27 protein-coding genes are annotated in these 26,660 nt (G+C 47.3%); 5 read left to right on the top strand and 22 right to left on the bottom strand.

Features of this window, described 5'->3' with window-relative positions; all coding sequences use genetic code 11:
- Positions 1-12: 12 nt before the first annotated feature.
- From HZB61_00685 to HZB61_00585, 21 genes are all read right to left on the bottom strand, one after another.
- Entirely contained in the window at positions 13-1,023 is a 1,011-nt protein-coding gene (locus HZB61_00685; protein MBI5055119.1) for a radical SAM protein, read from the bottom strand.
- A gap of 129 nt (positions 1,024-1,152) precedes the next feature.
- A complete protein-coding gene (locus tag HZB61_00680) occupies positions 1,153-1,908 on the bottom strand; it encodes an ABC transporter ATP-binding protein (GenBank protein MBI5055118.1) in 756 nt (251 codons plus the stop codon).
- On the bottom strand, positions 1,908-2,639 hold the full coding sequence (locus tag HZB61_00675; GenBank protein MBI5055117.1) for an ABC transporter ATP-binding protein: 732 nt from the start codon (positions 2,637-2,639) through the stop codon (positions 1,908-1,910). The genes HZB61_00680 and HZB61_00675 overlap by 1 nt, the downstream gene beginning before the upstream one ends.
- Positions 2,636-3,502 (bottom strand): branched-chain amino acid ABC transporter permease, encoded by an 867-nt coding sequence (locus HZB61_00670; protein MBI5055116.1) that lies wholly within the window; start codon positions 3,500-3,502, stop codon positions 2,636-2,638. The genes HZB61_00675 and HZB61_00670 overlap by 4 nt, the downstream gene beginning before the upstream one ends.
- Positions 3,503-3,585: 83 nt before the next feature.
- Positions 3,586-4,446 (bottom strand): branched-chain amino acid ABC transporter permease, encoded by an 861-nt coding sequence (locus HZB61_00665; protein ID MBI5055115.1) that lies wholly within the window; start codon positions 4,444-4,446, stop codon positions 3,586-3,588.
- 7 nt (positions 4,447-4,453) lie between these two features.
- Complete coding sequence (locus tag HZB61_00660) at positions 4,454-5,560, bottom strand: ABC transporter substrate-binding protein (GenBank protein MBI5055114.1); 1,107 nt, start codon at positions 5,558-5,560, stop codon at positions 4,454-4,456.
- Positions 5,561-5,616: 56 nt separating this feature from the next.
- Complete coding sequence (locus HZB61_00655; protein ID MBI5055113.1) at positions 5,617-6,714, bottom strand: ABC transporter substrate-binding protein; 1,098 nt, start codon at positions 6,712-6,714, stop codon at positions 5,617-5,619.
- A gap of 55 nt (positions 6,715-6,769) precedes the next feature.
- The gene (locus tag HZB61_00650; protein MBI5055112.1) at positions 6,770-7,054 is read right to left on the bottom strand and encodes a 4Fe-4S binding protein; all 285 of its coding nucleotides are present in this window, start codon (positions 7,052-7,054) and stop codon (positions 6,770-6,772) included.
- Positions 7,051-8,115, bottom strand: a complete 1,065-nt coding sequence (locus HZB61_00645) for a hypothetical protein (protein ID MBI5055111.1) — start codon at positions 8,113-8,115, stop codon at positions 7,051-7,053. The genes HZB61_00650 and HZB61_00645 overlap by 4 nt, the downstream gene beginning before the upstream one ends.
- A 1-nt stretch (position 8,116) precedes the next feature.
- Positions 8,117-8,842, bottom strand: a complete 726-nt coding sequence (locus tag HZB61_00640; GenBank protein MBI5055110.1) for a hypothetical protein — start codon at positions 8,840-8,842, stop codon at positions 8,117-8,119.
- A gap of 10 nt (positions 8,843-8,852) precedes the next feature.
- Positions 8,853-10,649 carry an arsenosugar biosynthesis radical SAM protein ArsS gene (gene arsS, locus HZB61_00635; GenBank protein ID MBI5055109.1) on the bottom strand — a complete coding sequence of 599 codons (1,797 nt, stop codon included), beginning with the start codon at positions 10,647-10,649 and terminating at the stop codon, positions 8,853-8,855.
- 132 nt (positions 10,650-10,781) lie between these two features.
- The gene (locus HZB61_00630) at positions 10,782-11,546 is read right to left on the bottom strand and encodes a glucose 1-dehydrogenase (protein MBI5055108.1); all 765 of its coding nucleotides are present in this window, start codon (positions 11,544-11,546) and stop codon (positions 10,782-10,784) included.
- 49 nt (positions 11,547-11,595) lie between these two features.
- Positions 11,596-12,426: a hypothetical protein gene (locus HZB61_00625; GenBank protein MBI5055107.1), complete on the bottom strand. Its 831-nt coding sequence runs from the start codon at positions 12,424-12,426 to the stop codon at positions 11,596-11,598.
- A 245-nt stretch (positions 12,427-12,671) separates the two neighbouring features.
- Positions 12,672-13,094 carry a C_GCAxxG_C_C family protein gene (locus HZB61_00620; GenBank protein MBI5055106.1) on the bottom strand — a complete coding sequence of 141 codons (423 nt, stop codon included), beginning with the start codon at positions 13,092-13,094 and terminating at the stop codon, positions 12,672-12,674.
- Positions 13,095-13,457: a DUF3795 domain-containing protein gene (locus HZB61_00615; GenBank protein MBI5055105.1), complete on the bottom strand. Its 363-nt coding sequence runs from the start codon at positions 13,455-13,457 to the stop codon at positions 13,095-13,097.
- A gap of 5 nt (positions 13,458-13,462) precedes the next feature.
- The gene (locus HZB61_00610) at positions 13,463-14,479 is read right to left on the bottom strand and encodes a radical SAM protein (protein MBI5055104.1); all 1,017 of its coding nucleotides are present in this window, start codon (positions 14,477-14,479) and stop codon (positions 13,463-13,465) included.
- A gap of 181 nt (positions 14,480-14,660) precedes the next feature.
- Positions 14,661-14,861, bottom strand: coding sequence for a hypothetical protein (locus HZB61_00605; GenBank protein ID MBI5055103.1), 201 nt, complete (start codon positions 14,859-14,861; stop codon positions 14,661-14,663).
- A 20-nt stretch (positions 14,862-14,881) separates the two neighbouring features.
- Positions 14,882-15,838, bottom strand: a complete 957-nt coding sequence (gene arsS, locus HZB61_00600) for an arsenosugar biosynthesis radical SAM protein ArsS (GenBank protein MBI5055102.1) — start codon at positions 15,836-15,838, stop codon at positions 14,882-14,884.
- A gap of 59 nt (positions 15,839-15,897) precedes the next feature.
- The gene (gene arsS / locus HZB61_00595; GenBank protein MBI5055101.1) at positions 15,898-16,848 is read right to left on the bottom strand and encodes an arsenosugar biosynthesis radical SAM protein ArsS; all 951 of its coding nucleotides are present in this window, start codon (positions 16,846-16,848) and stop codon (positions 15,898-15,900) included.
- A gap of 165 nt (positions 16,849-17,013) precedes the next feature.
- A complete protein-coding gene (locus HZB61_00590) occupies positions 17,014-17,787 on the bottom strand; it encodes an amino acid ABC transporter permease (GenBank protein ID MBI5055100.1) in 774 nt (257 codons plus the stop codon).
- A gap of 1 nt (position 17,788) precedes the next feature.
- On the bottom strand, positions 17,789-18,526 hold the full coding sequence (locus HZB61_00585; protein MBI5055099.1) for an amino acid ABC transporter permease: 738 nt from the start codon (positions 18,524-18,526) through the stop codon (positions 17,789-17,791).
- 282 nt (positions 18,527-18,808) lie between these two features.
- Here HZB61_00585 and phnD point away from each other — a divergent pair, with 282 nt between their 5' ends.
- The 5 genes from phnD (at position 18,809) to HZB61_00560 (ending at position 24,846) form a co-directional block, all read left to right on the top strand.
- A complete protein-coding gene (phnD, locus tag HZB61_00580; protein ID MBI5055098.1) occupies positions 18,809-19,672 on the top strand; it encodes a phosphate/phosphite/phosphonate ABC transporter substrate-binding protein in 864 nt (287 codons plus the stop codon).
- 162 nt (positions 19,673-19,834) lie between these two features.
- The gene (locus HZB61_00575; protein ID MBI5055097.1) at positions 19,835-21,229 is read left to right on the top strand and encodes a HAMP domain-containing protein; all 1,395 of its coding nucleotides are present in this window, start codon (positions 19,835-19,837) and stop codon (positions 21,227-21,229) included.
- Between the two features lie 131 nt (positions 21,230-21,360).
- Positions 21,361-22,764 (top strand): sigma-54-dependent Fis family transcriptional regulator, encoded by a 1,404-nt coding sequence (locus HZB61_00570; GenBank protein ID MBI5055096.1) that lies wholly within the window; start codon positions 21,361-21,363, stop codon positions 22,762-22,764.
- A gap of 154 nt (positions 22,765-22,918) precedes the next feature.
- Positions 22,919-23,791, top strand: coding sequence for a transporter substrate-binding domain-containing protein (locus HZB61_00565; protein ID MBI5055095.1), 873 nt, complete (start codon positions 22,919-22,921; stop codon positions 23,789-23,791).
- A gap of 149 nt (positions 23,792-23,940) precedes the next feature.
- The gene (locus HZB61_00560; GenBank protein MBI5055094.1) at positions 23,941-24,846 is read left to right on the top strand and encodes a hypothetical protein; all 906 of its coding nucleotides are present in this window, start codon (positions 23,941-23,943) and stop codon (positions 24,844-24,846) included.
- Positions 24,847-24,852: 6 nt separating this feature from the next.
- Here HZB61_00560 and HZB61_00555 read toward each other — a convergent pair whose 3' ends face one another.
- Complete coding sequence (locus tag HZB61_00555; protein ID MBI5055093.1) at positions 24,853-26,658, bottom strand: hypothetical protein; 1,806 nt, start codon at positions 26,656-26,658, stop codon at positions 24,853-24,855.
- Positions 26,659-26,660 lie beyond the last annotated feature (2 nt).

The following is a 26,660-nucleotide window of genomic DNA, read 5'->3' as shown; positions in this document are numbered from 1 at the left end:
TACACATTGTTTTTATGTTTTGTTAAATACCTTTGAAAATCCTTCGAGAGGCACAAAGTCAGCTTCTCTTAGCATTTGTCTTGCAACTTCAACAGAAAGCCCTATACCTTTGGAAGTATCCTCGGAAGTGTCTCTGGGATTTGAACCCGATTCGGCTGCTATAGCGCTCGATCCCGAAGCGAGGACGATGGTTGACGGCCCGTGAACGGAATAATTTTTGACCCTGTCTCCGCAAACGAGCCTGCCCACGGCGGCTATTTTCGCGAATTTCAACTCGGACACCTTCCCTTTTTCCGCGAGAGGAGTTCCGGGAACAGGGAACCTGATCATGACTGAGAACATGTTAGGTTTATACCCCAGGGTCCTGAACATCTCGTCCACTATTTCTTCGTCCGTATGTTCAGGCCCGACTGGCTCAATGCATGACACAAGCGCCAGCCTGGAATCCCTTATTGTCTCAAGGGTCTTCTTTCTGATCTCAGGATCGATCCCGGTGTCTATCCCTTCGCGCATCCGGTATATGTGGTATGCGCTCTGAAATCCCGCGTCCTCAAGCTGCCTTGCCTCTGCCGGGCCGAAATCGCCGATGTTGGCTGACAGCGGCATTTCAGGCGATATCGCCTTGCGCACTTCCCTTCCAATCTCCAGGAATTTCTTGAATGGATAATTCGCCGTGGTCATCAGAAAGATGTTGTTCGCTCCAGCTTTCTCGAACTCCTTTGCCCTGAACACCACCTGATCAACGCTCAATTCCATCGGTTCCTTGATCAGGCCCCATGCCTCGCCAAAGAAACAGAACTTGCAGTTTTTGGGGCAGGGCCAGTTGTTTATCCCTATCTGCGCGAAAACCTCTCCGATGTTGTTGACCTTCTCTCTTGTCATTGAATTCGCTGCGGACATCAGGGCGTACATCTCATCCGATTTCTCATCGATCCGCATCAGCTCCAGGGCCTCCTCGCGTGAAAGCTCCTGCCAGTCAAGGGCCTTGTCCAGGATTTGTCCTATTCTTTGTCTGATTTTCATCTTTTCACCTCCTCTCATTAAAAATTTTTAACCAAAAAAGCCCGGTCTAAATGCAATTGTTCCTGTCATTTAAACCGGGCCTTAATAACCTGTACGAAAAATTACAGGGTCAAAGTGACCGCTTTTTGTCTATGCTGCTTCAGGACCGTTATATTTCCCTAAAAAAACTTCCTCAAATATCTTTGTCAGCGCACCATTTTGCAGTAAGGCGGCAGAGGCGCCTTCAAACGCAATTTTCCCCTTGTCAAGGATGTAAATCCTGGATGAAATTTCAAGCACGCTTCTGATATTGTGCTCTACCACCATTATGGTAGTTTTCTGTTTTCTGTTTATCTCCTCTATCTTTTGAAATACCTCCTTGACCATTTTCGGGGATAGGCCGAGCGAAGGCTCATCCAGCAAAAGCACGCCGGGATCCATTATCACCCCTCTTGCTATAGCGAGCATCTGCTGCTCTCCTCCGCTGAGTATCCCGGCTTTTGCATTTTTTTTAACAGAGAGCGACGGAAATATCTCCATCATTTCATCGACCCGCTCTCTCAATATCTTTTTATTCCTTAACATGAATCCGCCCATCTCCATATTTTCCAGAACGGTCAGGTGACTGAAAACGCGTCTTCCCTGCGGGACAAAGGCGATCCCAAGCTCTGCAACTTTGTACGGCAGAGGGACAATCCTTTCCCCGCGGCAAAATACCGCACCGGCTTCAATAGGCACAAGACCGAAGACTGCTTTAAGGATCGTTGACTTGCCTGCGCCGTTTGGCCCCATAAGAGCAACAACCTCGCCTTTGTTCAACTGCAGGGATATGCCGTTGAGGGCTTTTACCCCGTTATAGTGAACATGAATATTTTCAAGCTCTAACAGTGTCTCTTGCCGCATCATTATTTTCCCAAATAAGCCTCAATCACCTTTTTGTCTTTTAAGACCTCATTAGGCAGGCCTTCAGATAAAAGCTCACCGCTGTCCAGCACAAAGACATAATCGGCAAGCCCCCGGACCAGGTCCATATCATGCTCTATTAAAATAATGGCGCACCCTTTATCCCTGAGTGTCCTTATGATGGATTCAACTTTCTTGACCATTCCCGTGAAAAGCCCTGCAAACGGCTCGTCAAAAAGATAAATCCTGGCGTCCATAGCAAGCGCCCTTCCGATCTCAAGGAGCTTGCGCTGCCCGTATGAAAGATTTGCGGCAAGCTCGTCTCTCTTGTCCCATAGGTCGATCTCCCTCAGGACTTCTTCCGCTTTTCTCAAATGCGCCGGGCCGTTACATTCCAGGATCGCGCAATAAACATCACGCTCGGTCAGGACGACCAGGATGTTGTCGAGCACGCTCATCTGATTGAAGAGGCGTATGTCCTGAAACGTCCTTGCTATTCCGTGTGACATTATCTTGTGAGGTTTTATTTTTTTCACAATATGCCCGTTGCCGAGACTTATGCTTCCGCTGTCAAGCGGCAGCAATCCGCTCAGGAGATTTACAAGCGTGGTCTTGCCGGAGCCGTTAGGCCCGACGAGTCCCGTTATCTTTCCTCCTTTGAGAGTGAGCGAAAGATCATTGACAGCGGTTACGCCGTCGAATCTCTTTGTGAAATTCCTTATCTCTATTTTCACAGCCTGTATTCTCCCATCAGTCCCTGCGGCCTGAACAGCATTAACAGTATAAGGATGGTCCCGTAGATCAGCTGCTGCATCTGCGCCGCGACCGTGGACGGAAGCCCTAAAAAACGGAGGGCTTCAGGGAGCAGTATCATGAAAAGCGCGCCGAAGATCGACCCGTAAAGATTGCCGAGTCCGCCGAGTATAATTATGACGACAATGAAGATCGACTCGTTCAGGGTGAACATGGACGGGCCGACAAAGGTCATGTAAGAAGCGTACAGCGAGCCTGCGGCTGATGCGATGACAGCGCTGATGACAAAGACCGCAAGCTTATAATAGACGGTATTGTATCCGAAGACCTGAATTGTTTTTTCGTCTTCACGGATGGACCTCAGCACCCTGCCGAATGATGAATTCACGATATGCCGGCAGATGACAAAGATCACCGCAAAGAAAAAAAACGACAGCAGTAGAAAAGCGCCGTTTGAAGAAAATTCATAATTCAGGATGGACGGCCTGTTGATCCCCGGAAAACCAAATGGGCCTCTTGTAAGAGAGTGCCAGTTCAGAAATACCGTAAATGCAATTACGCTGAAGCCGATTGACACTATAGCGTAATAATCATCGCTGAACCTGCTCAGGACTATCCCGATAAGCAGGCTGATGATAAGCGCAATTATCGCTCCCGCAATTACGGAGAGGAAAAAGTTCAAATTGAAGACGGTCAGAAGGATCGCGGTTGTATAAGCCCCTATCCCGTAAAATACGGCATGGGTAATGGAAAAGAGCCCCGTGTATCCGACGACGAGATTCAGGCTAAGTCCCAATATGGAATAAATCGTAAAAAAGATAGCAAGATGAATTATATAATCCATTATGAATTCAGTTCCTCAGTTGTCATGCTGAACTTGTTTCAGCATCTTTTTCTTAGATCCCGAAACAAGTTCGGGATGACAAATCACGTTCCAAGTATCCCCCTTGGCCTGAACACCAGAAATATTATCAACAGACCGAAGGCTATCGCGTCCTTCCACTCGCCTGATATCTTCCATACGCCGAAGTTCTCAGCTAAGCCGAGAAGAAAGGCCCCCAGCACTCCCCCGTAGATATTTCCGGCCCCTCCGATTATCGAAGTGGTGACACCTTTCAGCAGAAGATCCATTCCCATAGTCGGCTTGATCCCGAGATCAAAACCGATCAGGATGCCCGCGAGTCCCGAAATCGCAGACCCGATGAAAAACACATAGCCGATTATCCTGTCCGTGTGTATCCCGATGATCTTCGCCACCTCATTGTCGTCTCCTATCGCCTTGACAGCTTTGCCGAACAAGGTCTTGCTCAAAACAAAGTGAAGGGCCGCGAGGATCAAAAGCCCGGATGTGAGAATCAATATGTTAATCTCAGTGACAACTCCTCCAAATATCTCTAACGTCTTTTCGGGAGCAAATGTGTCCGTCAGTATCTGGAAATCGCTGCTGAAAAGCATCGCTATCGCCGCCTGTATCACAGTGAACAGGCCAAGTGAGGCCACAAACATTATCACCGCTGAGGCTTTTCTTTTTCTAAGTGGCATAAATACTATCTTGTCCGCGAGCATACCCAGGGCCCCTGCAAACGCTACCCCGGCAAGAACGCTGACAAAGATATTCATGCCGGATTTTTTATATAGAAAAAGAACGGCGTACGCGCCTGTCACGGCAATAGCGCCATAAGCCGCGTTGAAAAACTTCCCTGTCCAGTACATCAGGTTGAAGCCGAGGGCGATCAACGTATAGACCGCCCCCGCTATAATTCCGTTTAACAGGAGTTGAATAAACATTAAATGACTATTCCCCCACCGGCGTGATCTTGCCGTTCCGGATCATCTTCAACTGCGCCTTTGAAAGCACAACTCCGTTATCTCCCACGCTTAACGGCCCCATGGCGCCGCTGTAATTCTTCAGCTTCTTCAATTCCGCCGAGATCTCCTGAGCAGATGGTTTAGAAGATGATTTGGCGTTTTCCACGGCTGTGACAATAAGGTTAAAGATGTCGTAGACATTGCCGGAACATATAGTGGGGTTCTTATGATATTTCTCTTTGTAAGAAGTGGTATATCCGCCGGCCGGTTCCGCCGCGCTCACATACCAGTAACCTTCAAAAAGCTGCGGCTCCTCTGTGGCCTCAAAAGATTCGATGGATGTCAGCGGCGTGTTGTCGCCTGCCTCCCTCAACTGTTTTGTAAGGATTTCCAGCGCCGGGGTTGGCACCACAAAAAAGTAGATGTCGGGTTTTGTCTCTTTTGCCTTTGCGATGAAGCTGCGGAAATCCTTCTGATCATCCGTAAAGGTCTGCTCGGTCACTATTTTGATGTCCGTGTCTTTGATCAAAGTACGCACCGCTTCAACGTACTCAAGCCAGTCTTCCAGCGATACCGACCGGAAGATGCCGACCTTCTTGATGCCCTTTTTCCTAAGTTCATTCACCAGGACCCTTGCCTGTTCTATTGCCGGGGTCCAGTGAAGAAAATTATTCACGCCGTTTGCTACGCCTGAAACGGCTGTGATCCCGAAATGGATTTTATTGTTTGATGTGGCGAGGTGCGACACTACATTTCCGGGCCCCGCCTCTATGGAAACAATCGCGTCAACCTTGTCTACATTAATTAATTTGTTCGCCGCGCTTGCGGTCACCTTGGGGTCGAGCTGATCGTCTTCAACGACTATCTCATAGTTGTATTTCGTGTTTTTCAAATGGTCTTTTGCGAGAAGCATAGCGTTTCTCATGCCCTCGCCTAAATATGCGGCCGTGCCTGAAAGCGGCGCGACCATCCCTACTTTAAAGGTCTCTTTTACGGCGGTCTCTTTTCTTTTACAGCCGGGAAACATCGTCAATGCAAAAATACTGATTACAGCGATACAGAAAATAAATCTCAAATTGCTCTTGTGCTTCATGCAAAATTCCTCCTTGGTGGTATATATTTTTCCTGTGTATCTTTTCTTTGTGAACATCAATTCTCTATGACAACCGGCTTGCCGTCTTTGATCATTTTGACTTTTGCTTCCGATATTACGATGCCGTCCTGTCTGACAGTCAAATTGCCAAGCGCACCGGGAAAATTCTTTATCTTTCTTAACTCCTCAGCTATCTGTTTGCTCGTCGGCTTCGAACCTGATTTCGCGCTCTCGACAGCCTTTACTATGAGGTTAAACATATCGTATGAATTTCCCGCGCATACAGACGGGTATTTGCCGTATTTTGCCTTGTAGTCTTCGATAAACTTATTTGTCGGCTCCGCGGGGCTTACATACCAGTATCCCTCAAAGAGCCCCATCTCAGGAGTGGCTTCAAAAGAAGAGAAGGTTGTCAGCGGCGTATTGAGGCCTGCCTCTCTCATCTGTTTGGTCAATATTTCTATCTCCGGGCTCATGGCGACGACAACGTAAATATCAGGCGGGTTCTTTTTTGCGCCTTCTTTGGCTTTCGCGATCAATCCCCGCAGGTCCTTCTCTCCGACATTGAAGATTTCGTCAAACACGATGGTGATCCCTGCTTTTTTCGCCCTCTCGCGGAAGTCGTCCCTGTGTATAAGCACGTCTTCATTGTTCATACCGAATAGCCCTACCTTTTTAATGCCTCTTTTCTTCATCTCATTTATCATGACCCTGCTGTGCTCGGCAGCCGAGGTCCAGTGGATAAAATTCGTATTCCCTTTTGCAATATCCGGGGCAAGGGCAAGACCAAAGTGAATGACCTTATGCTTTGTTGCAATCGGCGTTGTGACATGACCAGGTCCCGACCCCTGCGATATGACCGCGTCCACTTTATCCATATTGATCAGTTTATTGATCGTAGTGGCTGTCATTTTGGGATTCAACTGATCGTCTTCAAATATCAGTTCATAATTATATTTCGTGTCGCCGAGCTGTTCTTTCGCCATAATGATGGCGTTCTTTAATCCCTCACCCATGAACGCGAGATTCCCGGTAAGGGGCCATGAAGCTCCGATCCTGATGGTTTCCTTTTTTGCTACTGAAAATGAATCGGCTCCAAACAGGAACGTTCCAGAGATCGCTACTATAAAAATTATTATCAATGTTTTTTTCATTGTGGCCTCCTGAAATTATTTTAGATATTTAAAAACCAAACGCTTTCCAGCCTCATCAATTCTTAGGGTTTTTACCCTGTGAACATCCGGATCCTTTACATGGCCTTTCTCCTCCTTTGATCTTGAGAATGTCTTCTTTGATGATAGTAATAACACAGCCTGTCTTCTGCGTAACACAGATTGCCCCGGACGGGCAATTAAGCCGGCACGCGCCGCAGGAAACGCATCTCTCCGCATATTTCACTTCCGCCCCTCCGCCGTCCATTTCAATAACACCGTGCGGGCAGACGTAAGAGCAGAGAAAACAGTTTGTACATTTGTCCCGGTCAAGTTTGATCATCTCATCATAAAAAACAACTTGACCGGGATCGCAAAAAGATACAACGCCGCGACAACCGGTAGAAAATAAGCGGTCTCTTTCCTGACGCTCTCGTAATTGCTGACGGGGCTGTTGCCGGTAAAGCTCAATGCGATAAAAATTGAGGTGGCAAAATTAAAAAGTACCCAGAATAAAAGTGACTTAATATCAAATCCCTCGATAGAAAGATAACCGGCGGTCAGGATTGAAGCTGCAAGGCCGAGGGAGATTCCTTTAACGGCGAATTGCCTCCCCGGCAGAAAGGGAAAAAACACCGGATAAAGAAATGCCAAGCCTGTTGCGGCCCAGATAATCGAGTTTGTCAGCATCCAGAATGTGACAACATAGACCCCCAGAAACCAGTAAAAGAACTGGAAGGCTGTCGGCAGTGCGGTAAAACCCCTCGATTGAAATCCGAAATGGACCTTGTCACGGATGCGGTTTTTAAACTTTCCTTTATCCAGATAACCGGGAAGCTCCCGCGCGTACAGCGGGCCGATGAGCGCCCGTATTCCGGCTTTATTAAGGTCGGACAACTTCACGCCTGACAGGCTGAGCTTGGGGAGAATGATATTAGTAAGATGCTCCTCATGTATTAAACCGAAGTGTCTGGCCTTATCAATAATTTCCGCCGCTGAAAAACTGCCTTTTGCCGCGGAACACCAGACATTGACTCCGTTGGTGTCAATGACAAGCAGCCGGACATTCCTGCGCCCGATCCTCCGTGCAAGCAGAAAGACCGTTAAAAAATTATTGCACGTTACGAGAAGCGGCGCGTTTTCATCACGTTCGCCCGTATAATATAATCCCGGTCTGACTGCAAACAGCCTGTAAAACAGCAGCACCCATGAGATGAATGCCTTTGTATAATCAAGGAGGCCGAACCTCAGCGGCAGCGGCTGCATAGCTGTAACAGCATCAGGATCGAATGTCAGGTTTTTCCTTTGGCGCAGAAAGTTCAGGAATATCCACAGCGGGATATATACTGCAATCGCAATCAAGAGAAAAATGTGCTGTTGATAGAAATCAAGAAAGCTGTGCATGTTATTTTTTCAGTACCTTTACCTTTCCCACTCTTTTGTAATATTCTTCCGGGCAATCCTTCGGATCTTTGTAAAACAGAAATACGCATGGCTCCTCATCCTTTTGAGGTGGAAGCATTACGGGCCACATTGCGCCGTCCCATTCAATAGGCATCTGTGAATGGACCACCGCGCAGTGCCCGCAGTAGTAAGGAAAGTCCGGGATCCCAAATGTAAGAGCGCAAGGCCCTTTTATTACGGGCCAGTTCAGAGGGGAATGGTACATGCCCTGCCTTCTGAACCTGCCCCCGCTTCTGCACGGGTCAACGGTGAAGATGATCTTTTTGTCATCCTCTTCAACCGATTTGAAGCCCTTGCCGGATTGCTGTCTCATGAGCGAAGCGAATTCACGTATCATCCACTTGAAGGCTTCCCTGTTATTTCCTTCTTTCCATGATTTCATCCACTCGCCCCTGCGGTTCTGAAGATACCAGTCTTTCATGTAATGTTCACCGAACTTCCTGCATACATCCTCAAAGCCTTTTGTACCAAGCTTCTCCTGAATATAAGCGAGAGCCATCCCGGTAAAGTCCATATAGGTATACATTACGGCGAGCCTGAATTTTTCCAGGTCCTGCAATGCCTCCAGTCCCTTCTCATCGCCGTTCAAACACTCCTCTACAGTTTCAATCTCCTGATGCGTAAGTTCTTTTAATTCTTCTTCTGTAAAAAAGTTATCTTCGGTCATTGATTCCTCATCATTCCTTTGAATATTTAAAAATCCCGAACCCGGCTGATGTGCTGAACACATAAGCATTCACATAACATCCCCTGATGGCTTCGGAAATCTCCTCCGGTGTGGCACCTGCTTTAATAGCCAGTTTGGCGTGTCTTCTGACCCCCTGATTCGACTGCAAAACAGTAAGCGCTCCGATGCAGATGAGGTGTATCGTTTTGGCGTCAAGGACATCGGGAGTGAAATAAAGTTTCATGGAATCATGAAACACCTGCAGCCATGCGGCATCTTCCATAAGACTTCTCACCCTGTAGACTTCCGGCACATCGCCGAGGATTTCACGTATCTCGCTGTATATTTTCTGTACCTGTTCATTCCGGACATCATCGGCATTGACAAGGCCCATGAAGTCAAGTTCCGCGTCCTGTGAAGCTGAAAAGACATTGAAACCTTTTTCCAGATATGAAAGGGCTGAACACGCGGAGACGAGCTTGATGGTTTTATTAATCTGCGCCGGAGTTATCCCTGCGGCATCCAGGCATTTGTCATACGCCCCTCCGATACAGTATTCCCACCGGGCGGCAATGTCCGATGCGAACTCCACGAAAAACAGAGTCTTGAAATCGAGGTGTTTCGGAGTGAACTTGTCCATTATGGAATTATGATATACATCCATCCACGCGGGATCGTTAACAAAGCTTCTTACCCTGTATACCGGAAGCACCTTGTGAAAGCTGCTAATGAGCTGGTCAAATATTTCTTTTACCCTTGCGTCTAAAACTTCTTCATAACTGACAAGGCCGGTTATATCCGTGGAACAGCTTTTCTGACTTGAAGGTGAAGCTTTAGTTGCGCAGGAAGATGACGTCTCATTTTGAGGCATACAGCTTGAGCCTGCTCCCGCCGTGCATCCGAAGCATAACGAGGTTGTCACTATCTCCCTGTTTTTCAGTTTGTCATAATCGAAACCTGCAAGAGTCGAATTGCCATTCTTCAACGCCAGTCTGGCCATCTGATTGCAGTCGCAGTCAAAGAGCGCTCCGTCAGGGGAAACATTGATGATGAACCTGCACATTACATTTTCAACCGCAGCGGGATTGAATTTTTCTTCGATCTCTTTTTCAAATTTTCTGACGGTCTCATCGGAAACGGACCTTCTCATTCGCCCGATAGGTGCGTTGTTAAGCGCTATCAGATGGTTAAAGACAATGCCGTGCATCTCCATGAGTTTGCTTTTGTAGGCATTCTCCACCAGTTTGCTGTCCGGAGCAAGCGAAGCCCCGGCAGGATTGAACACGAGATCAAGTTCAAGTCCCGAGCTGTCCTTTCCGTAACCGAGAGAGTTCAGCTTCTTCAGCACGGATATCGCTTTCTTGTACGTGCCTTTTCCTCTCTGGATGTCAACGCCTTCCTCGGAAAAACAGGGAAGGGACGCGATGACCTTTGCTTTACTTGCCGCAAGAAGTTCCGGGATGTCATTCATTCCCGGCTCCGTCATGACCGCAAGGTTCGTACGGACAAGCACTTTTTTACCAAGGGCGGATGCTGTTTTTACAAAATATCTGAAATGCGGATTGAGCTCCGGTGCCCCGCCTGTTATGTCCAGTGTGGTTATTCCGTCATTGTCCTTCAATATATTCAGGATTGTATTGATCGTCTCCAAAGACATTTCTTCTGTCCTTTCAGGAGACGCATCCACATAGCAGTGGGTACATCTTAGATTGCATCTGTACCCTACGTTTGCCTCAAGAATGCTCAGGGACCTTGCTCTAAGAGGTAACTTCCCGGCATTCTCCAGTTTTTGATTGAAAATATTCATCTCAAATCCCTCCATACTTTTCTGTCATTCCGACTTGCTCGGAATCTTTCAGTCACGCTGAATCATGTGAAAATAACAGAAAGATTCCCGACAAGCGGGAATGACGTATAGTTATACTTATTAATGACCCACTCAATGCGCGGTCCATCCTCCATCAACAACAAGGTTGGCCCCGGTGACATATGAAGCTTCGTCCGAAGCAAGAAAAAGGGCCGCGTTCGCGATCTCGGACGGCTGCGCAATGCGTTTTAAAAAAGTCTCTTTCTCAACACCCTTTTTTATATCTTCCATGGTAATATTCCACTCTTTCATTTCCCTGTATGTTGCTGGGGTCAGAGTGCAGCCTGCTGAAAGGGAGTTGACCCGTATATTAAACGCCCCTAATTCCTGGGCGAGATCTCTCGACATGGCGATAAGCGCGGCTTTGTAAGGACCATACGGCAAATGGTTCATGAATGCGGTCATCCCCGCGATAGAGCTGATATTGACTATTGAGCCTCCGCCCGCCTTTTGCATCTCTGATACAGCATGTTTGATGCAGAAAAATACGCCTTCAACATTCACCCCGGCTGTTTTTATCCAGTCTTCAGGAGTCACATCCATTAAACCTTTCAGGATGAATACGGCAGCGTTATTGACAAGGATGTTGATGCCGCCGTATTTTTCTACGGCGGTATCAACTATCCGCTTTGCCTCGTCCTCTCTGGAGACATCTGCTGCAATGAACATGGCCTGTCCATTATTTTTTTTGATCAATGCGGTAGTTTCTTCTCCGCCGCTGTGGTCTTTATCTGCGAATAAAACTCTTGCGCCTTCGGCGGCAAACAATTCGCATATCGCCCTTCCTATCCCTGATGCGCCGCCTGTCACAATTGCAACTTTGTCTTTTAATCGCATTTTCTCTCTCTCCAGAATCAGGCCCTAATTTATTTCTTTCAACGGCGGATTAACGACCGAAAGCGGCCACAAGTGTAATTCCGCCATGTACATGATGAGAGTCTCCACTCTTGTTCCAGTTTGACAGCACATCCGATGCCTTGCTGCTTAACGGACCGCTATATCCGATCCTTGGGACTATCGAAATTTCCTTGGTTACAGGGATCGCCAAAGAGGCGGCAACCTGGCCGTTGAAGAAGCCTCTGATGTCCTCGTGGTCCGGGCTGCTTTTAGGAAGCTCGTAAAGCGGATTGTGGTTGTTGTAATTGGCCCAGGCGTTTAAATTCAAAGACATGTTGTGCGGCAGCGCAAAGCTGTGGCTGATGGTGACAAAGTAAAACTGTCCGCCTTCGCCCTTGTCCGGGTCCAGATAAACTTCAAAGCCGGGCTGAAGGAATGTGTCGTAATGAAGGACAAGGAAAACCTCATACGTATTTTGAGGGCTGGGATTTCCGGTGTCATAAGCCTCATAAAAATAACCCGCGGTAGCTGATAATTTATCAAATGACTTTGTATAGGTCGCCCACCAGTCGGTCTCAAGAATGGAATGTTTATTTTCTACTTCAATGTCGGCCTCGCCGCTCTTTCTGCCTTCCCTGGTCCAGTTCTTCATGTTATAACCTGACCATGCGTTAAATGAAAATGGTCCGATAATAACGCTTGCAGAGGGTTGGACCGAACCGTTGCCGAATTCAAATCCCCTTCTTGTTATGAACTTGGGAGAATACGTCAATGACGCGCTGCCGGCGACCGGCGTTGGGCTCCCTTCTTCAGCGGCAAAAACCGAACTGCCGAATGTCAATATAAGCACAAGTACAACAAAACTGATCTTTGTTCTCATTCGTTCCTCCAGATTAAAGTATTTTTATAGTCAGGTTTCGTTACGTACTGCTTCTGCTCTCATATACAGAGTCTTTTCAATCCCACCCCTCACTCATCACCTCCTTCTTGCTCTTGAATTTCCCCATAATGCAAAACAAAAAACCCCGATCAATTCTCCCGAAGCAACGGGACAATCAACCGGGCTTAAATAACCTGTAAAAGTTACAGGGTTAAAGTAACCGTAAAAGATTTACTGCTTAGCTGTTACAACAACCGCTCTATGATTTCTGCCGCGTCCTGAACGAACTTCGGGCAGAGGGCCTTTAAGAGTCCTTTTTCACGCACAAGCTTCATCCCCTCAGGCGTACTGATGTCGCAGCCGAGCAATTCCCTGCACACAATGTATTTGTTCCTTGATATAAATTCATTCACAAAATCATCCGCAATGCCGCAGGCCTTGTCCGCTGATTGATGCTCGTCAGCTTTTGACTTTCCATATTTAGCTCCGATGATCATGAAGGCGCCGGTCACGGCCCCGCATATTTCACCCATACCCATGCCTGCGCCAAAGGTGCTTGCCATTTTTAAGGCAAGTTCGCGATCCAGTCCGAATTGTTCTCCGTATGTTGAAAGAAGCGCCTGAGAGCAATTGAACCCTTCTTGGAAACAGCAAACAGCTTTGTGCATTTACTTGTTTTTATCCCGCAGCATGTTAATTACGTTTTGTTCGCTTATTGATGTGTAGTCGTGATAGTTAATGGAGCTGCCAAGTTTTGACCTGACCACTTCATAAAATTTTTCAGCGCCGTCTTCGCTGACGCATCTGGCGAATCCGGTTATCACGCCTTTCCACTTTTCATCAGCGAAGTAACCTTTGCCGCATGGAAAATTTTTACACTCCCAGCACCCCGCGATCCCTTTCTCCTTACAGCATTTAAGCTGGTAGCAGTTTTGATCTCCCCCGCCAAACCTGCACCCCTTGCATCCGTCATGGGTCTCTTTGCAGAGTCCGCATATAAGCCCGCATGGGGCAAAGCTATTGATATCCATTTCTTTTACCTCCCTGAAAAAACTTCGCTGGAGCAGAATCTTGAGTTGCCGTCTAAGACATCCCACTCCGCTTCCTCCAATATATTCCTGCAATCTTTGACCGTCCTGCCGCGCCTTCCTTCTGTGTCCCTTTCAGTGTCCCTCGGATTAGAGCCTGTCTCCGCCCATACCAGGTTCGCACCGCCTGACGCGGCGGCAATCACTCCGGGCTCATGAGTGCAATGACCGGGGATATCATATCCAAGCGCCAGACGCACGGCGGCAAGTATATGCGCCATCCTGGCCTCGCTAACCATTCCATATTTTGCCAGTTCAGTGCCGGGGATCGGGACGCGCCTCATTGCGCCGCTGAAGGCGGGATTTACATCGCGGGTCATAAGTGTTTTCTCAACGAGTTCTTCAACTGAATGTTCAGGCCCTACCGGTTCAACACAGGTACCGATGAGAAGCCCCGCTTCTCTGGCGATATTAATTGTCTCAATCCTTCTCTCAGGTTTTATCGGCGTGTCTTTTCCCTCGCCCATCCTGACAACATGATATATGCCTGCATGCCCTGCTTCTTTTAACTGTTTTGCCTGCTTTGGGTTCATATCGCCTACATTCGCAAAGAGAATGGTTTCGTCTTTCAGCGCTTTTCTGACTTCCTGCGATACCTCAATGAATTTTCCGAATGGGTAGTGCCCGGTGCCCATAATGAATATCGCGTTGGCGCCGTCTTCTTCAAATCTTTTCGTCCGGGCTATTGCCTCTTCAACAGACAATTCGGAGTTTTCCGTGAACACTCCGTTGCACTTGGCAAATCCGCAGAACAGGCAATTCAGTGAGCAGGGTCCGACGTTCAAACCGAACTGGGCATGCACTTCAGCAAGACCGCTGCTTGCCTTTTTGCTTTTTTCAAGCGCTGCCGACTGCATTAAAAAGGCCTCCTGTGTAAACGGCGGTACGTTGAAGAGATCAGTAATTTCCCCTTTTGAAAGCTCTGCCCCATCCAGTGATTTTTTAATAATGTCTGTTACGTTCATGCTCTGTCTCCTTTCGATTGTCAAAATAAAAGCCCGAACAATTAACAGTGCGTGTTAATCGTCCGGGCCTTAATAACCTGCAGTACAGGGTTAAAGTGACCGTCACGCTGTCACCCTGAACTCGTTTCAGGGTCTCTTGCAATAAGATGCTGAAACAAGTTCAGCATGACAGATTGCGCCTCTACTTAATCGTCTCTATGCTGTTGATGTTAATCCATGCGATACTGCCTGATGTAGTCCGGAGCTTCACTTCGTAATCTTTCCCTTCATTGAGGTAGCCGAACTTACGGAAGAGCTCAAGCAGTTCTCTTTTAAACTGTTTTTTGCTGTCTTCGTCGGTTGTCATTTTTTTATTTAGTGTTTTTTGTCTGTGCTCTGTCATCTCTGCTCTTTGCTCTGAATTTACGCCAACGCCCCGCTGCAGCTTGCGCCTGCACCTGCTGTGCACATAAAACATAATGAGGCCGTGACAATGTCCCTGTTCTTCAGCGCGCCATAATCAAACTCATTGATGTGGTCCGAACTTCTGGTTCTTACAGATAGTTTAATCGCCTGCCAGAAATCACAGTCATAAATTGTCCCATTGGGCGCAACGCTTATCAAATGCCTGCACATGAGATTTTTAACCGTGTCCGGGTTGAATTTTTCCTGGAGCTGTTTTAAATAATCTTCCGTATCCGCCACTGACATAGATTTTGCAAGCCTGCCTATCGGCATATTGCTCAGCGCTATAAGATGATTGAAGGTCACGCCGTGCATCTTCTTTAATTTTCCCCTGTATGCATTTTCAAGCATATGCTGGTCCGGCGCAATGCCTTCTTTTGCCGGGTTGAACATAAGGTCGATTTCAAGGCCGGTGCCTTCCTGCCCGTATCCAAGTTTATTAAGGCGTTTTAACGCAGAGATGGCCTTATCATACGTGCCATTTCCACGTTGACCGTCAACACCTTCTTTTGTATAGCAGGGAAGGGAGGCAATAATCTTAACTTTATTTTCCGCAAGAAATTCCGGGATGTTTCCCATCCCCGGCTCAAAATAGATCGCAAGGTTTGTTCTAACCATCACTCTCTTGCCCATATCCGTAGCGAATTTAACGAGGCGTCTATAGTTTGGATTATATTCAGGAGATCCCCCGGTAATATCAACAGTGGTTATCTCATTGCGCAGGCTTAATATCTCAATTATCTTATCTACAGTTGCAGACGACATCTCTTCAGTTCTTTTAGGGGAAGCCTCAACATGGCAATGAGTGCAGGTCAGATTGCATTTATATCCCATGTTCACCTGAAGGGTGGAGATGCCCTCAGGCTTCAGAGGATAATTATTTGTTGCTTTTAATTTTTTATCAAAGCTATTCATCTTAAACCTCCTTCATCAGTCAAGATAGTTGTGCAACAAGGCAAATAAAAGTAAAATTTTTATGCCAGCGCCCCGCTGCAGCTTGCTCCGGAGCCTGCGGCACACATGAAACACAGCGGAGTTGTTACGATTGACCTGCTGCTCAATGCCGCGTAATCGAATCTATCCACATGCGAGCAATCGCTCTTAACAGGCAGATTAATCATCTGCCAGAAATCACAGTCGTAAATTTTGCCGTCTGGAGATATGCTTACCAGATGCCTGCACATGAGGTTCTTCACTGTATCGGGATTAAATTTTTCTTCAAGCTCTTTTATATATTTTTTCTTGCCTTCGTCCGATAAGGACTTGCCGAGCCTTCCAATGGGCATGTTGCTCAACGCGATCAGGTGATTAAATGTGACGTTGTGCATCTCCTTTAACTTCCCCCTGTATACATTTTCCAATACGTGTTGATCAGGCGCGATCTCAGCCTTTGCGGGGTTGAACATAATGTCTACTTCAAGCCCTGCGCCGTTTCCGTATCCAATGCTGTTGAGGCGCTTTAACGCGGATATGGCCTTTTTGTATGTTCCCGTGCCTCTCTGGCTGTCCACGCCTTGTTCAGTGTAGCAGGGCAGTGATGCCACTATTTTTACTTTTTGCTCCGCAAGAAAATCGGGGATGTCCTCCAGGCCTTTTTCGGAATATATTGCAAGGTTTGACCTGACGATGACGTTCTTTCCTGTATCCGCGCATGATTTTACAAAATATTTAAAATAAGGATTGAGCTCAGGTGAGCCGCCGGTGATGTCAACGGCATTTATCTCTTTGTTCTCTCCTAAAATATAAAGGAGCTTTGCCATAGTGCTTAAAGACATTACCTCTTTTCTCTCAGGGGACGCTTCCACGTGGCAGTGCCTGCATCTCAAATTGCATTTGTAGCCTATATTGACCTGAAGGGTGGAGATGTCTCTTGCAGTCAATGGATGATATCCGGCCTCTTTTAACTTTTGCTCAAAGTCATTCATCAATTTCTCCAATGCGTTATTTTCAACAGAATGTCTTAATAGCAAAATTTGTGCTCCTGATAACTTTGGGAAAGGCCTTTTGAATTCAATGAGATTGTTTGCGGCCAAAACAAAAAGCTGGTAACTATTTGAGCATACTGCTCATTATTTGAACAAGGCTGCGGATTATTTCTGTGAGGCGAGATATCTTTTAACAGACTTGGGCAGCGGTATCAACAGAAGGTCTTGCCTGCATATCTCAGGTTTATACGATTCATAATCAAGCATCCCCAGTTTTTTCTCAAGCATCTGTGCCGCGTAAGAGAGCGCATAACACACAATCCAGAAACCTATCGCCATGCATACATAAGCCGCATATATCCTGTTAGGCTGGCGCTGGCTGATGATTATGCCTGTCCGGGTGAGGTCCACTAATCCTATAATGTAGACAATAGAGGTGCTCTTAAACAGGGAGTTGAAAAAGCTGACAAAAGACGGAAGCATCTTCCTGAAGGCCTGCGGAAGGATAACGTGCCTTAACGCCTGGAACCTGGACATGCCGGTGGATATGGCCGCCTCCATCTGTCCCATCGGCACTGCAATAAAACCGGCCCTTACTATTTCTGCCTGATAAGCGGACGCGTAGACCGAAAGTGAGATCACCGCACACCAGAAAAGCGGCAGCCTGATGCCAATGACAGGGATCATGAAATAGAACCAGAAGATGATCATAAGCAGAGGCGTGGACCTTATGACATCGATATAAATACTGCACGGATAACGGAGATACCTCCTGCATGAGGTCCTGCCAAGGCCGAAGAATATTCCGAAGAACAAACCGATAGTGATAGAGATGACCGCAAGGACAATGTTGATCGCCAATCCCGTAAGAGGGCCTGACGGGTAAGCCCCTGTGAGATAAAACTTCCAGTTTGCAAGCTGCTCAAAGAAAAATTCCATCTTATGTTCTCATCCTGTTGATGCTCGTGAGATCGATCTTCAGCCATCTCTCAAGCCTGATAACAATCGCCGCCATCACAAGAGAGAGCCCTATATAAAAAACCGTTGCCAGAAAAGTCACCTCAAGCCCCCTGAATGTAATGGACTCAACCTGCTGGGTGGCCCATGTCAGCTCAGGGGTGGTTATAGCCATGCAGAGAGAGCTGTTCTTGAAATTATGTATCATCCTGGTCCCCAGCGGGGGGAGGATGGTCCTGAATGCGCCGGGCAATATTACGTACCATATCTGCTGGAACCTGTTTAGCCCCGTTGAGACCGCCGCCTCTATTTGTCCCCTCGGCAAACCCAGCAGCCCTGTTCTGACAATGTCTGAAACGTATACGGAATTATCAATTGTAAGTCCGAGGACCCCGGCAACTACAGAGTAATAAGTATATTGGTTCAATTTGTCGGTAAGCGCGGAAGGCAGCATCTGGGGGAATACAAAGTAGAAGAAAAGCAGCCAGAACAGGCCGGGGATATTTCTGACGATTTCAGTAAACAGTTTTCCGGGGATGTTAAGGAACTTGAACCTTGAGGTCCTTGCTATCGCAAGTGCGGTCCCTAAAAGCAGGGACAATACAGAGGTGACAACCGCTATAAGGACCGTAAGTTTTACGCCTGTTATTAACCATCCGAGGAAAGGCTCTCTGAAAGGGATGCTCCAGTCAAAATCATATCTCAGATTAAGGATCTTCATCTTCTCCCTTGTGTTATATGTTATTTAATTGCACGGAAATTAGGGATACAATCAACACATTTTTTTGTCTTTGGATATCATGGATCCTAAAATATTTTGATGGTGCGTTTATTATACCCTTTTAATTAAAACAAAATAAATATAATAATCACCCTGCTCCGCTTTCCATAATTTTTATATAAAAGTTAAAATATTCCGATTATGTATACAGCTATGAATGCGGCGAGATCCAGATGTTGCTTGATACCGGTCATTCTTTTTATGCTGTTATCATCAGGATGTGTGAAAGAAGAAACCCCGAAGAAGGTAAGTCTTACAAAAAAGACTGTTGAACCGTCAGGGGCCGTTGATTCTACACCGCCGGACACCCTCTGGTTCGGATTTGACCTCAGGCTCGGGCCAAAAGAAGACGTCAGGATTTACCTCCCGTTTCTTAAATATCTTGAAGCTGCAACAGGCAGGCATTTCCGTATTAAATTTTCAGAAAAATATGAGGACACGGTTGAAGACCTCGGCAAAGGCGTTACCCACTTCGCGGCGGTCGGAACTCTAAGTTATGTTATCGGGGAGGCCAGGTACGGGATCAGGTATCTTGTAAGCGGGGTCAATAAGGAAGGCGACACGACCTATAATTCAATAATCTTTACAGCGCCCAATAGCAAGGTGCATGATTTGAAGGAGTTGAAGGGAAAATGCTTTGCGTTCGGTGCGAGGATGTCGACACAGGGGCACCTGATACCGAGGAAGATGCTGCAGGACGAAGGGATCACACTGAATGATCTCGGTAAATATATATACACAGGTTCTCATCTTGACACTTTAAAAATGGTGCTCAACGGAGAATGCGATGCAGGAGGAATTCAGGACGCGCTTGCGAAAAGATTGTCCTTGGAAGGGAAGATAAAGATCCTGAAAATTTCAGAGCCGTATCCAAGCAGCCTCATTGCTTACAATAATTCCGTGGACAGTAAAACGGTTGAGGCCGTCAGGTCCGCCCTGCTTGCCTTTGAACCAATGGGAAGGCATAAAGCCGTGCTTGAGGACTGGGACAAAACAGAGATGCCCTTCGGGTTTACCAAAGTGAATGAGCTTGAGATGGAAAAGGTGAAGGCCCTTGCAAGAAAATATGGACTGCTGAAGGAGTGAATATTAAACACAGAGACACGGAGGCACTGAGGACAACAGAAGATGAGAAATTGGGAAGTTGAGCCGGAGTTCTATTGGTTTTCGTATCTTCTTAATTTCTCAACTTCATAACTTCTAAACTTCTTTCTCTGTGTCTCAGTGACTCTGTGTTTTAATTTTTAAATGAAACTACGAACGAAAATAACACTGCTCACGACCGCGATGGCGGTCAGCGTTGTATTCTTTACCCTGCTTGCAATAAGGGGTGTGATCATCAACGCCTTCAGGGAGGAACTTGAAAAGAGGGCCGTCTCTATTGCAGGCAACCTTTCCGACAGGGTCGCCAATCATGTTCTACTGAAAGACTATTTCCAGGCATCAAAGGACATTGATGAAGTCCGTAATAAAGAAAATGATGTTGAATATATCTTTGTCACAAACGAAGAAGGCAAGATTGTCGCCCACACTTTCAACAATGAAATCCCTCCCGGCATTTTATCCTGGAACCCTCTTGCTGATAAGACAACAAATGTGCAGCTTCTTGACACGGAGAAAGGTTTTATCAGGGATGTCGGGGTAAAGGTCTTTAACGGCACGAAGTCGGAGCTGCATCTGGGCATCAGGGAGGACAAGTTAAAACAGACCCTCTCGCAGGTCAGGGCGCTGACATTTCCGGTAATAATTTTCGTGACACTCCTTGGCGTGGTTGCGTCATTTATTTTCAGCCGTTTGATCACAGAGCCGCTGAATAAATTTGTAGAGTTTACAAAGGTCCTTGGGCGAGGGGAGTTCGGCAAGAGGGTGGATGTCCCTTACGGGGGGGAAATAGGGTACCTCGCGCGCAATTTCAACAGGCTTTCGATGGAGCTCAAAAAAGTAAAGGAGAAGATGGAAGAGGCGTACACCTACACGCACCTTTTGCAGGCTGAGAAGCTTTCAACAATCGGGCAGATCTCGGCGGGCCTCGGCCACGAACTGAAAAATCCTATAACAACACTCAAGATGCTTTTTCAGGCATTTAAAGAACAGCCTGACCTGACAAAGGAAGATGCCGAGGTCATCAGCAAAGAGATCGAGAAGATAGACACCATAATTACAAGATTTCTCGGGTTCGTAAAACAGAAGAGTTTCCATTACTCTGAAATAAATTTAAACGCGCTGATCGACCGGGTCCTGTCTCTCGCTTCATTCGATGTCCGCAACTACGGTATATCAGTACAGAAAGATATGATGGAAACATTGCCTGAGATAAAGGGGGACAGGTCGCTGCTCGAACATGTATTCCTGAACCTCATTCTCAATTCAGTTCAGGCTATGTCTAACGGCGGCGAGATCAGGATATCGGGAAAGACAGATGACAAATTCGTGGAGGTAATGATATGGGACAAAGGCAGCGGCATCCCGGCGGATATACGATCAAAGGTCTTTGACCCTTTTTTCACGACAAAGGAAAACGGCACCGGGCTCGGCCTTTCTATCGCCTATAACATCGTCAAATCCCACGGCGGCAAGCTGTTCTTCCACAGCAACGAAGGCGCGGGGACAGTGTTTACGGTGAGGCTGCCGGTAGGGAAGTGAATAAGATACCGCAACATTTTAAAGGGGCCGAGAACACCCCCCAAAGAATTACGTTTTAACGTAAGGGCGGGTTTTAAACCCGCCCCTACCCTGTTGCTATCATTTCAATTCTTACTTAAAATAAACAAATCATGGATAAAATTCTTGTTGTAGACGACGAGGCGGGGATACTTCATTCTTTTAAAAAGGTCCTTGGGCGGCACGACTACGATGTTGTCACCGCGTCAAGCGGCGAGGAGGCCCTTGAGAAAGTAAACAGGGAGCAGCCCGACCTCGTTATCATGGATGTCAACATGCCGGGCAGGGACGGCATCGAAACACTTAACGAATTAAAGTCACTGCATCCCTCACTCAGTGTAATAATCATGACGGCCTACACCACCTCTGAAAAGGCGATAACCGCGATGAAGAACGGGGCCTTTGATTACATTACAAAGCCCGTTGACAACGCCCAATTAATATCGCTTGTTGAAAAAGCCATTGCGGCAGGAAAGATGAACATCCCTGTAAGTTTTGAAGGGGTCCCTGAGGAAGCCGGCGACAGGATAATTGGCAAAGGCGATGCCATGCTTGAGATATTCAAGAAGGTAGGGCAGATCGCTGCAAGCGATGTCACCGTACTTTTAAGAGGCGAGACAGGCACAGGCAAAGAACTGATCGCGAGGGCTGTTTTTCAGCACAGTAAAAGGGCCAGCAAACCTTTTCTGCCCGTTAACTGCGCTGCTATCCCGGAGACACTTCTTGAGAGCGAACTCTTTGGTCATGAGAAGGGCGCATTTACAGGGGCTGAAAATAAAAAGATCGGCAAGTTCGAGCAATGCGACAAGGGCACAATGTTTCTCGACGAGATAGGGGACATGCCGCTTTCGCTTCAGGCAAAGATGCTCAGGGTGCTGCAGGACGGCTGTTTCCAGAGGGTAGGGGGCAATGACCTGATCAGGACGGACGTGAGGATAATCGCGGCGACAAACAAGAACCTTGAGTCGCTGATCAATATGGGTAAATTCAGGGACGACCTCTACTGGCGTTTGAATGTTGTGAGCATCACCATGCCTCCGCTCAGGGAGAGAAGGGATGATATAGAGGCCCTTGCACAATATTTCATAAGGAAATTCAACAGGGAACTCGGCAAGGAAGTCCAGGGCGTGTCGCCTGAGATACTTGAAGAGTTTAAAAAATATGACTGGCCTGGAAATGTGAGGGAGCTTGAAAGTGTTATTCAGAGGGGAATGGTTTTGTGCAGGAAAGACCTCCTTTCCTATAAAGATTGTGAATGGCTGTCCCAGATCAGGTTGACCGCTCAAAGCGTAGACATTGATAAGACCCTTTCCGGAACCATCAATGAGATCCTCCAGCAAGGCGGAACAGATATATACAGGGAGGCTGTCTCAAATTTTGAACGCCTTCTTGTTAGAAGGGCCCTTGAATTGACCAAGAATAACCAGGCGCTTGCGGCAAAACTCCTCGGCATTTCTCGCAATACGCTCAGGGAAAAGATGAGCGCGGATGACGATGGTAATTTGCGTAAAGAATGAACACCCTGCTCAACTTTTGCACATGCTTCAACAAAAGGCTTCTTAATTTTTCAGGAAAATTTATTGATTTTTATTGGCACAGATATTGCAAATCTAATGGCATCTAACGGCTTAGTCTAAGCCTAAATAAAACCTTATGAAAGGAGAATTTTGTATGAAAAGAAGTACCGTAATTGTGTTGTTGGCTGCACTGTTGATCGTGTCTTTAGTTTCTCTCGCTGCGGCAGAAGGACTGCTTGACGAGGTAAAGAAGAGAGGCACTGTACGCATTGGTCATGGTAACGCGACCCCGCCGATGAACTACATTGATGAAAAAGGCGAGTGGACAGGTTTTGACGTTGACCTCGGAAGCGCAATCGCTGAGAAATTAGGAGTGAAAATTGAAAGGGTGTTAGTTGATAACAAGACGAGGATTGCTTTCCTTGCCAACAGGTCCATTGACATTTCACTGGCAAACATAAGCCAGACCAGGAGCCGCGAGGAGCAGATGGATTATGCTGAGCCGCCATATTTCTGGACAGGCAAGATCTTTTATGCTAAGAAAGGGAAATTCAAATCAATTAAAGACCTCGGTGGAAAGAAGTTAGGCGTTGACCAGGGATCAAACGCATTTATCGCAGCGCCGCAGGAAATCACAAAATATACAGACGCAAAACCTGAGATGCTTTCCTTCCAGAACAGCGCTGAAGGTTTTCTCGCATTAAAGCAGGGAAAGATCGACGCATATTCCCAGGATGCCCAGATAATGGCGTCCATTGCCGCAGCAGGCGGCTTGGCTGATGAATATGAAGCAGTCGGCGGGGCCATCTGGAGCCCCGGACTTTACGGCATAGGCGTTCCTGAAAACGAAAGCGACTGGAGAGATAAAATAAGCTTCATCCTGCAAGACATGCTTAAGGACGGCACCTATGAAAAGATTTACCAGAAGTGGTTCGGCCCCAAGGGCAAATCCCCGCTCTCAGTAAACGCAAGACCTCGTTTACCCAAAGATACATTCGGCGACATGCTTTATGTATGGCCGGATTGATTTAAAGCGCAGGGGAAAAAACAAAGAGCATAGGGCATAGAGCATAGGGCATAGAGCAAAAGAGTAAAAGAGGCACGGGGATTACCCGCGCCTCTTTTTTTGTCGGGAATCTTGTAAAAGAGACAAGGCAAATGTAATATATTACGGGTATGAAGAAAATTGTCCTTGTAATCATCCTGATAATTTTCCCTTGTCTTTTCCTGTTTGCCGAGGAAAAAGAAAAAAACGGCAATAACGGAAATAACGGCGTTTCTAAAACAACCGACCTTCACTTCACAGGAAAATATTGCACGGAGTGCCACGAGAAGACGCCCCAGCAAGGCGGAGACACTTTCCTGAAATTCGGCGGAGATTACACGCAGCTGTGCAAATGTCACGGGTACACAACCGGCACATACATTCATCCAGTAGAAGTAGTCCCCTCGGAAGAAAAAAAGGCCAAGATCCCGAAAGACTTCCCGCTGCCGGGCGGCAAGGTGTCCTGCCCTACATGCCATGACATGTATCTGCAATGCCAGCTTAATCCCCGCGCCCTGTCATTAAACAAAAGGTTTTTAAGGGGCGCCCCTTATGTAAGCCGCACCATGCTCTGTTTCAGGTGCCATGACGAGAAAAAATACACGATGCTGGACCCGCATAATCAGATAAATGAGGCAGGGGCCATTATTATTGATAAATGCTTATACTGCCATACTGAAAAACCTGATGAAAAACGCGCGACCTTCCAGGAAGTCAAGCTCATAGGGGACCTTGAGGTGCTGTGTTTCAGATGCCACTATAAACAAAGCCAGCTTCATCCCATAAATGCCAACCACCTGCGCAAACCATCCGACAAGACGCTGATGACCATGAAGGAGTCGGAAAAGAAATACGGGATAATTCTGCCGTTGAATTATGAAGGGAAAATCACCTGCCCTACCTGCCACAATCCCCATGAAAAAGGGATCATCCCCGGAGAAAAACCGAGCGCACAGGGGGCCAGCGAGAAGTACAGGCTTCGTCTTGCCGGGAGGAATTTACAAATCTGCGTGGCGTGTCACAAGGACAAATTCTGATTTGATTTAAGGGTCGCAGCTGCTGCCGCAGGTCGAAGAAGTATGGTTGTTACACGCGCTGTACGTAGAATAGCAATATGTTTCCGTATAGCTGGTTGTTGCCGCTTTTCTGAATCCTCTCAGCAGCGCAGTATTCGCGTTGATTATATAGGGAGATACATCCGGCGACGCTGCCTGATATCCGTAAGCTATCAGCCTTGAGTGTTTGCCTCCGTGAGAAACCACCAGGTGGCAGGATACACAAGGCGTACCTGTTCCTGCTTGTCCGTTTATCGTCAGGCTGCCGCTGTTATGATTGCCATTGCTATGGACATTATTTTTCCAGGTGCCTCCTGAATAAACAGGATGACAGTTCTTGCAGAATAGGTTTGAGTCAGCGCCGTCTGTTGTATTTAACCTCCACATCGTAGTCCCGTCAGATTTGTACGGCCAATATTGTCCGGTGCCTTTGAGCATGAATTTTCTGGCTGAGCCGTGCGGGCCATTTGCAGCCGAGCTTTCGTTGTCTGCCCCGTGACAGTCGGAGCAGTACATGGTTTGTATTCCAACGCTTGTCCATGGAGAAGACATTTGTGAAGATGCCAGTGCCTTTGTTGCATCCGAACCTGTCTGGTTATTTAATGTTACAGCCACAGGATGGGCGGATTTGTTGTTTGGATTGAACTCCCACGCCTGGTCTGTAATCGCGGTGCCGGATGGGCCGGTGATCGTTGAGACCCCGTTTGTTAATGTGCCGAGTCCGTAATAGGAATGGCATTTGAAACATATCTGGTATTCATACTGGCTGCCGTCATTATATGTTGGCGGTTTCCTGACTGTGAATGATGTCGGCTGGGTCCAGATCGCGGTCCATGTCGGCTCAACGCCCCAAACGTATTTTAATACATCAGACACCGCGTTGCCCGATGTGGCTTCCGTATGCGTTGTTCCGCTGACTACTGTATGCGGGTTGTGGCAGTCAACGCATTCTGCATGTCTGTTGGTTGCTGCCGGGCCGAAACTTGTTCCGCCGGGCTGTCCGGTTTCAGGCAGGGTATGGCGGTTATTATAAGTATGCGTTGGATGGGCGTAGGTTTTATTTAACTGTGCTTTTACATCTTTTGTCACGCCGCCTTGTGTTCCGTCATGACACGCCTCGCATCCCATTTCATAAGCGGGACTATCTCCTGTAGCCGAGTCCAGAGCAAAGAGCATTGACGCATACGGAGCGCCGCCTGCGGTGGCGTTATACCCATGAGGATCGTGGCAGTTATGACAATTACCCGCGTCGCCGCTTGGATATGAGGGCCCCGGAGGCGAAGCATCGGGTGTCCATTTCATGCCGGCGCTTGAGTAGTGAATTGAGGCATTATATTTTGTCTTCCCCTGATAGATACCGTAGCTTCCATAACCGAGGGTCATGCCTGATATGGTAAATGTCTCATGACAGGCAAAGCAGAGTTCGTTTCTGCTGGCCCCATAGTTAGACATGAACAAGGCATACGATGAAGCCCCCTCAGAAGCAGGAAGGGTCGGTTCAGTTCCGTCGATGCTTGCGTGTTGTTCATGGCAGTGCCCGCAATGCCCCAGTGTAGTGTATGCATAGCCGGCGGTGACTACAGAGCGGTTGGCAGATGTACCGTGCTTTGTCTGGATGTATGTCCCGGCGAAACCTTCGGCAGCCAGAAGGAAGCAAAGAGCAAAAAGCATAGGGCATAGAGCATAGGGCATAGAGCACAGGGAACCTCTTATAAACTTTTTCCATATCTTCAAGTTTTCAAACCCCGGCATCGTTCTTTGTTCTTTTCTCTCTGTGACAGGCTTTTTGTTCATAG

The organism is Nitrospirota bacterium (assembly GCA_016214845.1).
Classification (GTDB): domain Bacteria; phylum Nitrospirota; class Thermodesulfovibrionia; order UBA6902; family UBA6902; genus SURF-23.
The sequence above is the reverse complement of the archived record's forward strand: the minus strand, read 5'-3'. Positions and strand labels throughout refer to the sequence as shown.